Below are 15,677 nucleotides of genomic sequence, written 5' to 3'. Positions count from 1 at the left end.
AAATGAGAAAAATATTTATAACAATAAGCATCCTAATTTTTAGTCTAAAATTAGTCGCTCAAGAAATTAATTTACCTCAGTATATTAGTCATATGGCTGACAATCCATTTTTAATATCGCCAAGTTATGCGGGTATAGGGTCAGAATTAAAAGTTAGACTAAATGGTGTAAGTCAATGGATTGGAGTTAAAGACTCTCCTGATACACAATCATTAGTTGCTGAAGCTCGTTTAGCAGAACGTTTTGGTGGAGGTATTACACTTTTTAATGATAAAAATGGAGAAACAACCCAAAAAGGAGTTAAATTATCTTTAGCAAGCCATTTAACATTAAGTAATTTTCATGATAGTTTTTTGTCATTTGGTTTAACTTATAATTTTGTTCAATTTGGTATTGATACTTCAAATGATAATTCAAATAGTAATGTTCCAAATAGATCACAAACGAGTTCTAATTTTGATGTAGGTATGCTTTATCGTTATGAACATTTTAGTATTAGTGTGAATGCAAATAATATCTTAGATAAAAAAATAGAAAATTTTTCAACAAATGAGCCAGAAGGTTTAGGTAGATACACTGTTTATTCATCATTTGTATTTACTAGAATTAGTGATAGAATTGAAATAGAGCCATCTATTTTTGTTGAATACTATGAAGAAGATAAAAGGTCTAGAACAGATTTAAATGTAAAAGTTAGAAAAGGTATTGATGAAGGCTATGTTTGGGCTGGTTTAAGTTATACATCTTTAAATGATCAATCATTTAAACCTCATGCAATTGCTCCGTTAGTCGGTTTAAAAAAGAATAACTTATATCTTTCTTATGGTTTTAGTGTTGATTTAAACAAAACACAAGATTTTAATTATGGAAGTCATATGATAACACTTGGTTTTGATTATAGTAGACGCCCAAGTTTAGCTAGGTGTACTCAGAAAATGATTATGTTTTAAAAAAATATAATAATTAATAACTATCCTCAAGCTAAAACTTGGGGATTTTCTTTTTCTTTGCAATAATGGAAGATAACAATAGAGTTTCAGTAAATCTTAATAAATTTATCAGCAGTACAGGTATTTGTTCTCGTAGAGATGCTGAGAAATTTATTAATTCAGGTAGAGTTACAATTAATAAAAATGTAGCTAAATTAGGTAATCGAGTTTCAAAAGGAGACGTAGTACGAGTAGATGGACGTTTATTAGAACCAAAAAAAAGTACACTTTATATCGCTTTAAATAAACCAGTAGGTATTGTTTGTACTACGGATAGTAGAGAAAAAGATAATATTGTAAAATTTGTAGGACATCCTGAAAGATTATTTCCTATCGGTCGTTTAGATAAACCATCGGAAGGATTAATATTTTTAACAGATGATGGTGATATCGTAAATAAAATTTTACGTGCAGGAAACAACCGTGAAAAGGAATATATTGTTACTGTTGATAAAAAAATAGACGAAGAATTTATCGATAAAATGGGTAACGGAATTCCGATGTTAGGAACGATAACTCAAAAATGTAAGGTTGAAAAAATAACAGATTTTATATTTAAAATTACCTTAACTCAAGGTTTAAATCGTCAAATACGTAGAATGTGTGAATATTTAGATTACGAAGTAACTAAGTTAAAGCGTTATCGTATAATGAATGTTTCTTTAGGAAATTTAAAACCTGGTGATTGGCGAGAATTAACAGAAGATGAAATGAAAGAAATCAATGAAATGATTTCAAGTTCTTCTAAAACAGAAGAAGCATCTCAAGTTCAAAAAAATAAGCCAAAACAAGCAAGACAAGTAAAAGAAACAGGTCAAGCTAAACAAACGAAGAAAGCAAAGCAAATAAATAAAAAAGAGGCAGTTAACAAAAAAAGTGCTGCTTTTAGAAAGAATTCTCCTAAAACTCTACGAAATGCAAAAGCAAGTGCAAAAGGTAAAGTGGCAAGAAGACGTAAATAAAAATATTTTTTCATAATAAAAAAGAGTAGAACACGTCAATTTGAATTTATTTCAGATTCGCATACTAATTTGCGATGTTCTTAGTGATGAATCAAGACAAAATAATTCTTTGTTTTGATTCATTTTTTAGAGCAAATTTATTGAAATAAATTCTGTTTGAAATTGAGAATAATCTTGTCAACTGAACAAAAGTAAATAATTATTTTTTTTACTTTTCCAATTATTAAATAAACGTATCTTTGTGCCTTATGCAATTCGACTTAAAAATAACAGACCCAAAAAGTAAAGCCCGAGCAGGAGTTATTACTACAGATCACGGAACTATTGAAACACCAATTTTTATGCCAGTAGGTACTGTTGGTACAGTAAAAGGTGTGCATCAATCTGAACTTAAAGATGAAATAAACCCTGATATAATTTTAGGAAATACCTATCATTTATATCTACGACCAAAATTAAAAACTTTAGAAGCCGCAGGTGGTTTACATAAGTTTATGAATTGGGATCGTAATATTTTAACTGATAGTGGAGGATATCAAGTATATTCACTTTCAGGAAGAAGAAAAATAAACGAACAAGGAGTAAAGTTTAAAAGCCATATTGATGGATCAATGCACTTTTTTACTCCTGAAAACGTAATGGAAACGCAACGTACCATTGGAGCCGATATTATTATGGCTTTTGATGAATGTACACCGTATCCGTGTGATTATAATTACGCAAAACGCTCGATGCATATGACGCACCGTTGGTTAACACGTTGCGTAAATCATCTAGAAAAATTACCTTTTAAATACGGATATGAACAAACGTTTTTCCCTATTGTACAAGGAAGTACTTATAAAGATTTAAGAAAACAATCAGCAGAATATATTGCATCAGTTGGTGCACAAGGAAATGCTATTGGAGGGCTTTCAGTGGGTGAACCAGCTGATGAATTATATGCTATGACAGAAGTTGTTACAGCTATTTTACCAGAAGATAAACCTCGTTATTTAATGGGAGTTGGTACGCCAATTAATATTTTAGAAAACATAGCATTAGGTATTGATATGTTTGACTGTGTAATGCCAACTCGTAATGCACGTAATGGTATGTTGTTTACAGCTTACGGATCTATCAATATTAAAAATAAGAAATGGGAAAATGATTTTTCTCCAATAGATGACATGGGAATTACTTATGTAGATACCATGTATTCTAAAGCTTATTTAAGACACCTTTTTGCTGCAAAAGAAATGTTAGGAAAGCAAATAGCATCTATCCATAATTTAGGCTTCTATTTATGGTTAACAAGAGAAGCTAGAAAACATATTTTAGCTGGAGATTTTGTACAGTGGAAAGATAAGATGGTTAAGCAAATGGATAATCGTTTATAAAAATATTTTTTTTGAAAATACTTGATTGGTACATATTAAAGCGTTTTTTGGCAACATTTCTGTTTACCTTATTAATATTAATACCTATTGCGGTAGCTATTGATATTGCGGAGAAAATAGATAAATTTTTACGACACGAAACGTTAACTTTTGTAGAAATCGTAAATGATTATTATATTAATTTTATAATATATTACGCTAATACATTTATGCCATTGGCATTATTTATTGCTGTAATATTATTTACATCAAAATTAGCAAATAATACAGAAATTGTAGCTATTAATGGTTCTCAAGTATCGTTTACACGTTTTCTATACCCTTATTTTATAGGTTCAACGATCGTTTGCATTGTTGCATTGCTAATGAATCACTTTTTTGTACCATCTAGTAGTAAAACAAGAAAAGCTTTTGAAAGAGAATATTTAAAGAAGAAAAAATATTCAGATACTTCTGTAAGGGAATTTAGTTTACAACTAAATGATAGTACATATATCTATCTTCAAAATTTTGATTTAAAGAGAAACAAAGGATATAACTTTTCGACAGAAATTTATGACGGAATTCAATTAAAAGATCAATTAACTGCTGATAATATTTCGTGGAAAGAAAAAGACAGTATATTTGAATTAGTTAATTGGAAGAGAAGGAAAGTATTTAAAGGAAATGATAGTATTTTTTATGGAAATAAATTAGATACAACTTTTGCTTTTACTCCCAAAGACTTTAATTATAAAAATATCATGGCTCAAGAGATGAAATCTCCTGAATTAATTGAATTTATTTCCATTTCAAAAAAAGAGGTATTAAAAATTTAAATATTTATTTGGTAGAACTATATAAACGTACCAGTTTACCAATAGCATGTTATATTTTGACATTAATAGCAGTTGCTTTAGCATACAAAAAAACAAGAGGAGGAATAGGTGTTAATTTAGCCTTAGGTATCTCTTTAATGTTTATATATGTATTCTTTTTAAAAGTAGCAGAAGTATTAGGTGCAGTAGCTGGCGCAAATGCCTTATTAAATGTATGGATACCAAATGTTGTGTTTGGTACATATTCACTTTATTTATATTTTAATGCAAGAAAGTAAACTAAAACACTACCTACAATTACACTTTATTGTTTTTATATGGGGGTTTTCAGCAATATTAGGTGCTTTAATCTCTCTTGATGCAATTCCTTTAACTTGGTATCGTATGACAATAGCAGTGGTATTTATTGCTGTTTATTTTATAATTCGTAAAATATCTTTTAAGGTCGATCGTAAAGGGCTTTTAAAATTTGCTTTTTCAGGAGTAATAATTGCCGCACATTGGGTTACTTTTTTTATGGCAATAAAAGTATCAAATATTTCCGTGGCTTTAGTAACTATGAGTACAGGTGCTTTTTTTACATCGCTGATTGAACCGCTGTTTTTTAGAAGAAAAATTCAAATTATTGAAATTTTATTAGGACTATTAGTTATTGGAGGCTTGTATATTATTTTTAATTTTCAAAGTGAATATACTTTAGGGATAATTTACGCATTAATATCTGCATTTTTATCAGCATTATTTGCTGTTTTAAATGGTCTTTATATTAAAAAATACGATGCAAATACTATTTCTTTTTATCAATTATTATTTGGTGCATTAGCGGTAACATTATATTTATTATTTACACAAAAATTTTCAGTAGCTTTTTTTCAACTACCAACGAATGATTGGTTGTATTTAATTTTATTAAGTAGTATTTGTACTGGGTACGCTTTTATTGCTTCGGTAGATATAATGAAGTACTTAACGCCTTATACAGTAATGCTAACTATTAATTTAGAGCCTATTTATGCTATTGTTTTTGCGTTAATCATATTTGGCGAAAAAGAACAAATGAGTACAGAGTTTTATTATGGTGCATTTATTATTTTAGGAGTTGTTTTATTAAACGGAGTTATCAAAAATATGAGGTCTATCAAAGATAAATTTAAGAAAAATTAATATTTTAAGAAAAGGTAGAAAGCTAAAGATTGTAATTTTTTAGTATGTTTGCTTTTACAAAGAATTAAAAAAATATAATCAAACTATATATAATGGAATATTTAGATTTTGAATTGCCAATAAAAGAACTAGAAGATCAGTTGGCGAAATGTTTTGCTATAGGAGAAGAAAGTGATGTAGATGTTACAGAGACCTCTAGGAATATTGAAATAAAATTAGAAAAGGCTAAAAAAGAGATATACAAAAATATAACACCTTGGCAACGTGTACAATTATCACGTCATCCAAACCGTCCATATACCTTAGATTATATCAAGGCTATTTGTGGAGACACTTTTATGGAGTTACATGGTGATCGTAGCGTAAAAGATGACAAAGCTATGATTGGTGGTTTAGGTAAAATAGGCGATCAATCGTTTATGTTTATCGGTCAACAAAAAGGATATAATACTAAAACACGTCAGTACCGTAATTTCGGAATGGCAAACCCTGAAGGATATCGTAAGGCATTGCGTTTGATGAAAATGGCAGAGAAATTTGGCATTCCTGTCGTAACTTTAGTAGATACTCCAGGTGCTTATCCAGGTTTAGAAGCTGAAGAAAGAGGACAAGGAGAAGCAATTGCTCGTAATATTCTTGAAATGACGAGGCTTAAAACACCTATTATAACAATAGTTATTGGTGAAGGTGCTTCAGGAGGTGCTGTAGGTATTGGTGTAGGAAATAAAGTATATATGATGGAAAACACTTGGTATACGGTAATTTCACCAGAATCATGTTCTTCTATTTTATGGCGTAGCTGGGAATATAAAGAAAAAGCAGCCGAAGTATTGAAATTAACAGGTGAAGATATGAAGCGATTAGAATTAATCGACGGAATTATTGAAGAGCCAGTTGGAGGTGCACATGCTGATAAAGAAGGAGCTTATAAAGCAGTACAAGCACAAATAGTAAGTGCTTTTGATGAATTAAAAGATTTAACAGAAGCCGAATTAATTGCCCAGCGTATGGATAAATACGCAAATATGGGGGTGTATAAAGAATAATAATAAATTACTTTTTATTATAAAAACTCGCTGAAAAGGCGAGTTTTTGTTTTTTAATTAATTTAAAAATATCATTATTATTTTTGATAATAAAAATGGAACTATAAAGTATTAAATTTTTAGAGCCTGTTTAAATTTTAAATAAAGTATCTTTTTTAAGATATAAACGTCATTCTGAATTTATTTCAGAATCACATAAAATGAAGAACTACGGCAAATAAGAATGCGAAACTGAAATAAATTCAGTTTGACGGATTCTATTTTTCAGCTATAAAACTCTTTTTGGGTAAAATTTAAACAGCAGGCTCTTAATAATAAAAAAAGCAACCTAAATTTAGGTTGCTTTTTTATGATATTTTTATTTTAAGGTATATTCAAAAATTTATGAGTTTGTAAAGAAATTCGCCATTTTGGGTTTTTCATTACATAATCAATAATTAACGGAGTCATTTCTTCTTTTTTACTCCATTCAGGTTGTAAAAATAATTGACATTTCTTGCCAACTTTTTCAGCTTGCTCTTCTGCAAACTTAAAATCATTCTTGTTATGAATAATCATTTTTAATTCATCTGCCTCTTTATAACACTCCTTTGTAGGTAGTTTTGTTTTTTTAGGAGATAAGCAAAACCAATCCCAAACTCCAGAAAAAGCATATGCTCCTGATGTTTCGATGTGTGTTTTCATTCCTTTATCTTGCAGTTCAGATGTAATATAATCTAAACTCCACATTAAAGGTTCACCACCTGTAATTACTACTGTTTTAGCATATTGTTTAGCATTGGAAACAATAATGTCTGTTTTGGTTGGTGGATGTAAATTTGCATCCCAACTTTCTTTAACGTCACACCAATGACATCCGACATCACAACCTCCAATTCTAATAAAATAAGCCGCAGTACCTGTGTGCGATCCTTCTCCTTGAATAGTATAAAATTCCTCCATTAATGGAAGCATTTGTCCTTTATCAATTAACTCTTGTACTTCTTTTTTCAACATAAGGATGCAAAGATAGTCAACATTAAAATTTTATGGATGATTTTTGTTACTTTTACGTGATTTATCAAAAAAATATTTTTTAAACGATGTAAAACCCGATTTCAAAAATAGTATATTACCAAATAATATGTATTATAAATGTTAGGGCTTTTAAAAAAGGAATTAAAATAAAACAAATAGACTGCAAAGTCGTTTTTAATATAAATAACCAACAAAAACTAGTAACCAAACCAGTAAATCAATGAAAAATATAATTAAACCTTTAATAATCGCTTTAATTTCAGTGGTATTTATACAGTGTGGAAACAATAAATACGATATTTCTAAAGGGAAAATAGGTAAATTATCTACAGCTACAACCATGCAAGAGGTTGATAGAGTTTTTAAAAATGATTCGATTGTAAAAGTATTAAGCGAAGGAGCTAAAGGAAGTAACTATTTTCAAGAAGATGATAAATATTTAATTTATGAAAAAGGAGGAAAGCATTTATTAACAATTGTACCTAAAGAACAATTAGATTCTTTATCAACAATAAAAAGTATCGAAATTTTTGATGAGCGTTTTAAAACAGCTTCTGGTTTAAATATAAATTCTTTATTTCAAGAAATTAATGCAAACAATACTATTTCTAAAGTAGAATCTTCATTTTTATCAGTAACTTTATTTATTGATGATTTAAATGCAACAGTTTCACTTGATAAAGAAGATTTAGGTTTAAAAGATTTTAGTACTCAAAAAGTAACTATTGAGCAAATTCCTGATTTAGCTAAGATAAAATCATTAACGATCTGGTTTCATTAGAAAATATTAATTATAACCAGACCTCACATGTTTTTAAAACCTGTGAGGTCTTTTTTTTCAAAAAATATTAAAGCGAAAAAATAGTCAGAATAATACCTAAAAGAATGGCAGTAAATTTTTTTAAATTGAATTTATGATTTTCAGAACTTTCAAAAAGTATTATTGTTGAAATATGAAGAAAAACACCAATAATTAAAGCTGTAATTTCAGTATGATATTCGTTGAAAAAAGGTATTTTATCAGAAACTAAAACTCCTAACGGACTCATAATAGCAAAAACACTTAAAAATAAAATAATTGTTTTTTTATTATAATTTGTTTGCAATAAAAAGGTTGTTAAAACAATCGCAATTGGAATTTTATGAACAATAATCGCTCCAAGTAAGTTATCACCAGCATGATGTATTGGTAATCCTTCCGAAAAAGCGTGAATACATAAACTAATAAATAACAACCAAGGAAAATCTGATTTATCAGAATGTACATGAATATGTCCGTGTTCAGCTCCTTTAGAAAACGATTCTAATACCGATTGAATAATAATTCCGACTAAAATTAAAATTCCTATTTTTTTAGCGTTATGCGTATGTGTATAAACTTCAGGAAGTAAATGTAAAATAGTTACCGAAAGTAAATAAGCACCACTAAAGGCTAGTAATAAACGTACGTGCTTGTTATTCGGTTTCCATATTAAAACTAGTAAAGAACCTATTAAAACTGCTATTATTAATAATATATAACTCATTCTCCAATTAAAATTAATCTATCAGAAGTATTTTTATCAAACTCATTTAAACCGTAATCACCAAAAACATGTTTTAAATTTAAGCCAGCTTTTTTAAAGTAGATTTGCATTTTATCTAAAGTTAAAAACTTTACTTGTTCGGTGTAATTGTGTTGTTTTTTATCAGCAATAAAAGAGATATGTTTTAATATAAAACCATCTTTAATTTCTCTTTTAATATTGAATTCAATATTATCTACAGTTTTAATTTCTGATGTAACTAACGAATTTTTTACTTTTTCAACATTTAAAAAGTCTAAAACGAATACACCATCTTCTTTTAAGCCGTTTTTAATGCTTTTTAAAATGGCAATATCTTCGTTATCATCATCAAAATAACCAAAACTTGTAAATAAGTTAAAAATAGCGTCATATTTTTCTTTTATAGGATCTCGCATATCCCAAACTTCAAAATGAAGATTTTCATTTTCAAATTGTTTTGCGTGTGTAATACTATTCTTACTTAAATCACCTCCTGTAACTTTGTAGTTTAAGGAGTTTAAATAAACCGAATGCCGTCCTTTTCCGCAGGGTAAGTCAGCTATGTGGCTTGTTTTAGGGAGTTGTAAAAAAGACGTTATATTGCGCATAAAAAACTGTGCATCTGCATCGTTTCTGTGCTTATATAATGTGTGATAGTAAGATGTATCGAACCAAGAAGTAAACCAGTCTGTTGTTTTCATATGTATAAGGTCTGCAAAAATACATAAATCTTACGTTTTTTAGATTGAAACAAGAAAAGATTCCTATCAACCCAAAATTAGCTGTACTTTTGTATCGAAATTTTACAGTTATATGGAGAAAGATTTTAAAATGACTGCCATTACGATGGCAGGTTTAGAAGGCGTACTAGGAGATGAACTAAGAAAACTTGGTGCTCAAGACGTTAAGGAAGGAATACGTAATGTTTCCTTTAAAGGAGACACTGGTTTTATGTACAAAGCAAATATTGCTTTACGTACAGCTATTCGTATTTTAAAACCAATTAAAAAAAGTAAAGTTTTTGATGAAGAAGATTTATACGAAGCTATACAGCGTATAAAATGGGATCGCTATTTAGATGTAGATGGTACTTTTGCTATTGGAGCTGTTGTGAATTCTAAAAATTTCACAACAAATTCGCATTATATTAGCTTAAAATCTAAAGATGCAATTGCTGATTACTTTATGAGTAAGTATAAAAAACGTCCGAATGTAGATTTAAAACACCCTGATGTTAAAGTTCATATACATATTCATAATGAATGGCTAACTATTTCTTTAGATTCTTCTGGTGATTCATTACACAAAAGAGGATACAGAAGTGCTACCAATATTGCCCCAATTAATGAGGTTTTAGCAGCAGGATTAGTATTATTATCTGGTTATAAAGGAGAAGAGAATTTTATTGACCCTATGTGTGGTTCTGGTACTATATTAATTGAAGCAGCAATGATTGCTAATAATATACCAGCAAACATTAATCGTAAGCATTTTGCTTTTGAAAACTGGAAAGATTACGATGAAGATTTATATTTTGTAATTCAAGATGCTTTGTTGAAAAAAATTACAAGTTCTCATTTTAAAATAATGGGATTTGATAAAGCTCCTTCGGCAGTTACCAAGGCTAAACAGAATGTTGTTAATGCCAATTTAGAAGAATTTATAGGGATACACCGTGTAAACTTTTTTAATTCAAAGAAAGAGGTATTTGGTAACACAACTATTTTATTTAACCCGCCTTATGGTGAACGTTTAAATATTGATGTTGAAGAGTTTTATAAAAAAATAGGGGATACCTTAAAGCATAATTATCCAGGTTCGATGGCGTGGTTAATTACTTCGGATACACAAGCATTAAAACACGTTGGTTTACGAACTTCAAAAAGAATACCTCTTAAAAATGCCGATTTAGATTGTCGTTTTGTAAAGTATGAACTTTATGAAGGAAGTAAAAGAATAAAAAATGATTTTGAAATAGAAGAATAGAAAAAACATTTGATAAACAAAAAAATCCACTGAATTTTTCAGTGGATTTTTTTATTTACCATCTCTATTAAAAATTAAATCATTTTTCAGTTTTTAATTTCTTAATTCAATAAAAAATATAAATATTATTTGTGTTTTTTGTTAAATTTTTTTTGTGTAAAAAAAGTACTATACAATAATATAATAGGTTAATTAGATGAGTAATGACTAATATTTGTTAGTTTCTACTTTCGTTTATTATAGTTTTCTATATACTTTATTTTTCCATTTTCGTAATAGTTTATAATCTCTCCGTTTAGTTTTCCTTTTTTATAGTTTTTTTTTAATTTTATTTTCCCATTTTCATAATACCAAATTGCTTCACCATCTTCTTCACCATTTTTCCACTTTATTTTATACTTAACATTTCCATTTTTATAATACCGAATACCTTCTCCATTAGGCTTTCCTGCTATTAGTTTTCCTTTAAACTCAAGTTCTCCGCTTCTATAATAATTGATTAAATCTCCATTAGATATACCGTTAATTAAATTAGATTTAGTTGATATTTGACCATTTTCATAATACCAAATATCTTTTCCAGTTTGTTGTCCATTTAACCAACTTAATTTTCTGTAAATTTTTCCATTTTTATAATATCTAGTACTTTCTCCATTTCGTTTTCCATTTTTAAATATTTCTTTAAGTTCAATTTCTCCACTTTCATAACATTTAACAATAGCTTCACCTGTATAAGGAGTTTTCTTGTTTATTTCAAAATGTATTCCATCTCTATTTTCTAATTGATTTCCATTAATTGGTTTTTTACAGCTAATTAAATTTATACCGATTAGTAATAGTAATATTATATTTTTCATTTAATACATATTATTATTATATAAAACAAAAACAGCATTTAGTTGCCTAAATGCTGTTTGAAATATAAAGTATATTTTATAAATCTTAGTTGTTTACAGAATCGCTTAAACCAGCACCTGCTTTAAACTTTACTACATTTTTAGCAGCAATTTGAATTTCTTTTCCTGTTTGAGGGTTTCTACCAGTTCTAGCAGCTCTTTCAGAAACAGACCAAGTTCCCCATCCAACTAATGCTACTTTGTTTCCTTCTTTTAAAGAAGTAGTAACGTTAGAAGTTAAAGAGTCTAATGCAAGTTTAGCAGAAGCTTTAGAAATTCCTGCATCAGCAGCCATTGCATCGATTAAATCTGATTTGTTCATAATTTTAATATTTTAAAAATTAATTTTTGTTTTTTCGCTTAATAGCTCAACAAATATAGTAGGAATGCGGTTCCGTGCAAGTTTTCAGTCTAAAAAAACAACAAATTGTTAATAACATTCTTAAAATTGTTAATAACCTACCTTGTTTTTTATCGAATTTGGTTAAAGCTGATGAATAAAGGGTTACAGGGCTTTAGCTTCTGTATCAAATTGAAAACCATTTAATAAACTTTTAGCATCCATTAATTTTTTACCTGAAATTTTAATTTGCTCAATAATAAGGTACCCATCTTTTACGGCGATTTTTAATTCTTTTTTAGAAGTAACAATCGTTCCGTTAGCTAAATCATGCTCAGCAAATTCTTTTGTTGTACCGTATATTTTTGCTGAAATTTCAGTTTCACCATTATTTATAGTCGTCCAAGCGGCAGGATATGGGTTTAAACCACGAATATGATTATAAATATGATTTAAAGACCTAGACCAATCTATTTTGCAATTATCAGGATATAATTTAGGTGCAGATTTTTCTTCTAGTTCAGGTTGTTTTGTTGTGGGTACATTTCCAGTAGCAATTAAATCTAACGTTTCAGCGACTAAGACAGCTCCTAAGTTCATTAATCTATCGTGTAACTCACCAACAATTTCATCTTCTTTAATAGATACTGTTTTTTGTAAAATAACTTCACCTGTATCTATTTTATCATCAATAAAAAAAGTAGTAACCCCTGTTGTTTTTTCACCATTGATAAGCGCCCAGTTTATTGGAGCAGCTCCACGGTAATCAGGTAATAAAGATGCGTGTAAATTAAAAGTACCATATTCAGGCATTGCCCAAACTATTTTTGGCAACATTCTAAAAGCAACGACAATTTGTAAATTGGCATTCCACTTTTTTAAATCAGCTTGAAAATCTTCATTTTTTAAGTTTGTCGGTTGAAGAATTGGTAGTTCTTGAGAAAGCGCGTATTTTTTTACCGCCGATTGGTTTAATTTACGACCTCTACCGGCAGGTTTATCTACGGCAGTAATTACGCCAACTACATTATAATCATTTTCGATAAGGTGCTTTAAAATGGTAACCGCAAAATCGGGCGTTCCCATAAAAACGATGCGTAAATCTCTCATTTATAGTAAAAAGTATTTATTGTTAGTAACGCTTATTTTTTCTTCTGATAAAAGCGTTCGCAAAAGTATTAAAATGTTTGCTTCTTTTTCAATGTAGTAGTGTACAGATTTCAGAAACACTTAATCCTTTTTTAGTATCAAGTATCTTAATTATATGCTTCGGATTTATATAAAAAGTTTTTTTATGTTGTAAGCAAACATCACAAATTCCACATTTTTTAGTAGCATCTTCATTAAAATAAGCTAGTAACTGAACACTTCTACAAACGTCATTATTTTCTATAAAATGAATTAAATCTTTATGTTTTTGCTTTTTTTGAGTTAAATAGAGGTTAATGTTTTTTGAAACTCTATTGATAGTTTTATCATCTTCTCGTGGATGCAGTAAAAACAATTCAGAATTATTGGTTGCTTTATGATATTCGAGTATATTTTTTTCTTGCATTCGTTCTAATTCCTCAACAACTTGCCATGAAGTAATGCCTGTTTTTTTGGCGATATAAAACTCATCAATTTTAATAGGGTTTTCAAAAACACCTCCATATAAGCGTAAAACTGTTTGTATAAAGTTTTTTACTGATGGATTTTGTTGAGAATAAAGTACAACCTGTTTACTTAAAACAATAAAATGAATGGTTGATTTTTGCTGAAAATTAGCATTTAATTCTATAATACCATTACTATTTAATATCTGTAATACATTATATGTTTTAGTAGAAGGGAGTTTATACTTTGTACAGAACTCTAAAAAATTAAAATCGAAAGCTGTTTCAATAAATTCACCTATTGTAATTTGAAAATGCTGATATAATTTTCGATGTACTAATTTTATATCAGAAATAATAGGAAGCGAGGTTTCTAAAGAGTCTTCGCTTTTTTTGATATCATTTTTATTGACTAAAACAACAGAAAAAGCTTTATTTCCATCTCGTCCGCCACGTCCAGCTTCTTGAATATAATTTTCAATCGAACTAGGAAGGTTTAAATGAATAACTACCCTTACATTAGGCTTGTCTATCCCCATACCAAAGGCATTGGTTGCGACTATGATGGGCGTTTTTTCGCTTATCCAACTATCAAAAGCAAGTTCTTTCTCTTGAAATGTTAATCCTCCATGATAAAAACAACTTTTAAATCCATTAGCATTTAAATAACTAGCAATATCTTTTGTTTTCGCTCTAGAATTGACATAAACAATTGCAGGAGCTTTTGTTTTTGTGAAAATCTGATTTAATTTATTTAGTTTATCATCTGTTTCAAAAATTTGATAGGCTAAATTTTTTCGATAAAAAGATTTTTTGAATATCTTAGGAGTATCAAGTTTTAGGGAAACAATAATATCGTTAATTACCTTTTTAGTTGCCGTTGCTGTTAAAGCGATAAAAGGAACTTTGGGTTGTAACTCTTTTAAAATTGAAATATTTTGATAAGAAGGACGGAAATCATGCCCCCATTCAGAAATACAATGAGCTTCATCAATAGCAATTAAATTAACTTTTAGTTGTTTTATTTTTTCTTGAATAAAACGAGACTGTAAACGTTCTGGAGAAATGTATAAAAATTTTGTTTTTCCGAATCGGATATTATCAAAAAGCGTAATTATTTCGTCCTGAGAACTTCCTGAAGAAATTACAGTTGCTTTTATTCCTTTATTGATAAGGCTATCAACTTGGTCTTGCATTAACGCAATTAATGGCGAAATAACAATACAAACGCCTTCGTTAATTAGTGCAGGAATTTGAAAACAGATAGATTTTCCACCACCTGTTGGTAATAAAGCGATGGTGTCTTTTCCGTCTAAAACAGCCGTTATAATTTCTTGTTGAGGTGATCTAAAAGAACGGTGTTTCCAATAGTGAGCTAATATTTCTATCGATTTATCAGACATTTTTTATAATGATTGTAAAATAAAATCACAGCGTTCTTTTACGCTTCCAAAAGGAATTTCTATAATTTCGTAACCAATTTCCATATAAGTTTCTTTTAAAAATTTATCTATTTTTACTGATTGCTCAAATGTTTCATAACGCTCATTATCCGATTCGTAAATACTTTCCCACGGTGAGCACATAAATACTTTGGTATATATATATTGCTTACTCTTTTCTATATAAATAGGTGGATATTCATTGCCTAAATAATTCATGTATGCATGTATATCAGGGATTCCTCTATCAAAAAAAACAATATCATTATTGTTTTTTTGAGCAGTTAAATATTGTTGTTCTCTTCCTTCTAATAACATTTCGCTAAAGAGCAAAGGTTGTTCTAAAAACAATTGATCTATACCTTCTCTTTGAGCCTTTAGTATTACTTCTCTCGAAATTTCAGGCATACAATTATAACCGAGGTTTATAAACTCATTTAAAATTGAAGACTTACCAGTACCAGGACCTCCTATTAAAACTATTTTTTGTTGCATA

Annotated in this window: 17 protein-coding genes; 9 read left to right on the top strand and 8 right to left on the bottom strand. The window is 28.9% G+C overall.

All coding sequences use genetic code 11. The features are described from left to right. Positions 1 to 2: 2 nt before the first annotated feature. The 7 genes from PG913_RS06690 (at position 3) to PG913_RS06660 (ending at position 6,358) form a co-directional block, all read left to right on the top strand. Positions 3 to 950 (top strand): PorP/SprF family type IX secretion system membrane protein, encoded by a 948-nt coding sequence (locus PG913_RS06690; protein ID WP_271230046.1) that lies wholly within the window; start codon positions 3 to 5, stop codon positions 948 to 950. 65 nt (positions 951 to 1,015) lie between these two features. Next, positions 1,016 to 1,951, top strand: coding sequence for a 23S rRNA pseudouridine(2604) synthase RluF (gene rluF, locus PG913_RS06685; RefSeq protein ID WP_271230045.1), 936 nt, complete (start codon positions 1,016 to 1,018; stop codon positions 1,949 to 1,951). A gap of 248 nt (positions 1,952 to 2,199) precedes the next feature. After that, positions 2,200 to 3,330 (top strand): tRNA guanosine(34) transglycosylase Tgt, encoded by a 1,131-nt coding sequence (gene tgt, locus PG913_RS06680; protein ID WP_271230044.1) that lies wholly within the window; start codon positions 2,200 to 2,202, stop codon positions 3,328 to 3,330. Between the two features lie 11 nt (positions 3,331 to 3,341). Beyond that, the gene (locus PG913_RS06675; protein WP_271230043.1) at positions 3,342 to 4,148 is read left to right on the top strand and encodes an LptF/LptG family permease; all 807 of its coding nucleotides are present in this window, start codon (positions 3,342 to 3,344) and stop codon (positions 4,146 to 4,148) included. Between the two features lie 8 nt (positions 4,149 to 4,156). After that, positions 4,157 to 4,426 carry an LptF/LptG family permease gene (locus PG913_RS06670; RefSeq protein ID WP_271230042.1) on the top strand — a complete coding sequence of 90 codons (270 nt, stop codon included), beginning with the start codon at positions 4,157 to 4,159 and terminating at the stop codon, positions 4,424 to 4,426. Continuing rightward, positions 4,413 to 5,312, top strand: a complete 900-nt coding sequence (locus PG913_RS06665) for a DMT family transporter (protein WP_271230041.1) — start codon at positions 4,413 to 4,415, stop codon at positions 5,310 to 5,312. Before PG913_RS06670 ends, PG913_RS06665 begins: the two co-directional genes overlap by 14 nt. Before the next feature lie 92 nt (positions 5,313 to 5,404). Beyond that, entirely contained in the window at positions 5,405 to 6,358 is a 954-nt protein-coding gene (locus PG913_RS06660; RefSeq protein ID WP_271230040.1) for an acetyl-CoA carboxylase carboxyltransferase subunit alpha, read from the top strand. 363 nt (positions 6,359 to 6,721) lie between these two features. Here the strand turns inward: PG913_RS06660 and PG913_RS06655 are convergent, their stop codons facing one another. Beyond that, positions 6,722 to 7,354: a 7-carboxy-7-deazaguanine synthase QueE gene (locus PG913_RS06655; RefSeq protein ID WP_271230039.1), complete on the bottom strand. Its 633-nt coding sequence runs from the start codon at positions 7,352 to 7,354 to the stop codon at positions 6,722 to 6,724. 241 nt (positions 7,355 to 7,595) lie between these two features. Between PG913_RS06655 and PG913_RS06650 the strand changes: the two genes are divergently transcribed. Continuing rightward, positions 7,596 to 8,156: a hypothetical protein gene (locus PG913_RS06650; protein ID WP_271230038.1), complete on the top strand. Its 561-nt coding sequence runs from the start codon at positions 7,596 to 7,598 to the stop codon at positions 8,154 to 8,156. Between the two features lie 67 nt (positions 8,157 to 8,223). Here the strand turns inward: PG913_RS06650 and PG913_RS06645 are convergent, their stop codons facing one another. Beyond that, a complete protein-coding gene (locus PG913_RS06645) occupies positions 8,224 to 8,901 on the bottom strand; it encodes a ZIP family metal transporter (RefSeq protein ID WP_271230037.1) in 678 nt (225 codons plus the stop codon). Further along, entirely contained in the window at positions 8,898 to 9,623 is a 726-nt protein-coding gene (locus tag PG913_RS06640; RefSeq protein WP_271230036.1) for an SAM-dependent methyltransferase, read from the bottom strand. The genes PG913_RS06645 and PG913_RS06640 overlap by 4 nt, the downstream gene beginning before the upstream one ends. A 112-nt stretch (positions 9,624 to 9,735) precedes the next feature. Between PG913_RS06640 and PG913_RS06635 the strand changes: the two genes are divergently transcribed. Then, on the top strand, positions 9,736 to 10,908 hold the full coding sequence (locus tag PG913_RS06635) for a THUMP domain-containing class I SAM-dependent RNA methyltransferase (protein WP_271230035.1): 1,173 nt from the start codon (positions 9,736 to 9,738) through the stop codon (positions 10,906 to 10,908). 224 nt (positions 10,909 to 11,132) lie between these two features. Here PG913_RS06635 and PG913_RS06630 read toward each other — a convergent pair whose 3' ends face one another. The 5 genes from PG913_RS06630 to PG913_RS06610 form a co-directional block, all read right to left on the bottom strand. Continuing rightward, positions 11,133 to 11,765, bottom strand: coding sequence for a toxin-antitoxin system YwqK family antitoxin (locus tag PG913_RS06630; protein ID WP_271230034.1), 633 nt, complete (start codon positions 11,763 to 11,765; stop codon positions 11,133 to 11,135). An 85-nt stretch (positions 11,766 to 11,850) separates the two neighbouring features. Next, positions 11,851 to 12,126: an HU family DNA-binding protein gene (locus PG913_RS06625; protein ID WP_271230033.1), complete on the bottom strand. Its 276-nt coding sequence runs from the start codon at positions 12,124 to 12,126 to the stop codon at positions 11,851 to 11,853. Positions 12,127 to 12,309: 183 nt separating this feature from the next. Continuing rightward, entirely contained in the window at positions 12,310 to 13,254 is a 945-nt protein-coding gene (gene fmt, locus PG913_RS06620; RefSeq protein WP_271230032.1) for a methionyl-tRNA formyltransferase, read from the bottom strand. A gap of 88 nt (positions 13,255 to 13,342) precedes the next feature. After that, on the bottom strand, positions 13,343 to 15,142 hold the full coding sequence (locus PG913_RS06615; protein WP_271230031.1) for a RecQ family ATP-dependent DNA helicase: 1,800 nt from the start codon (positions 15,140 to 15,142) through the stop codon (positions 13,343 to 13,345). A gap of 3 nt (positions 15,143 to 15,145) precedes the next feature. Continuing rightward, positions 15,146 to 15,676, bottom strand: coding sequence for an ATP-binding protein (locus PG913_RS06610; RefSeq protein ID WP_271230030.1), 531 nt, complete (start codon positions 15,674 to 15,676; stop codon positions 15,146 to 15,148). Position 15,677 lies beyond the last annotated feature (1 nt).

The organism is Tenacibaculum pacificus (assembly GCF_027941775.1).
Taxonomy (GTDB): Bacteria; Bacteroidota; Bacteroidia; order Flavobacteriales; family Flavobacteriaceae; genus Polaribacter; species Polaribacter pacificus_A.
This window is presented reverse-complemented; position numbering and strand designations above follow the sequence as displayed.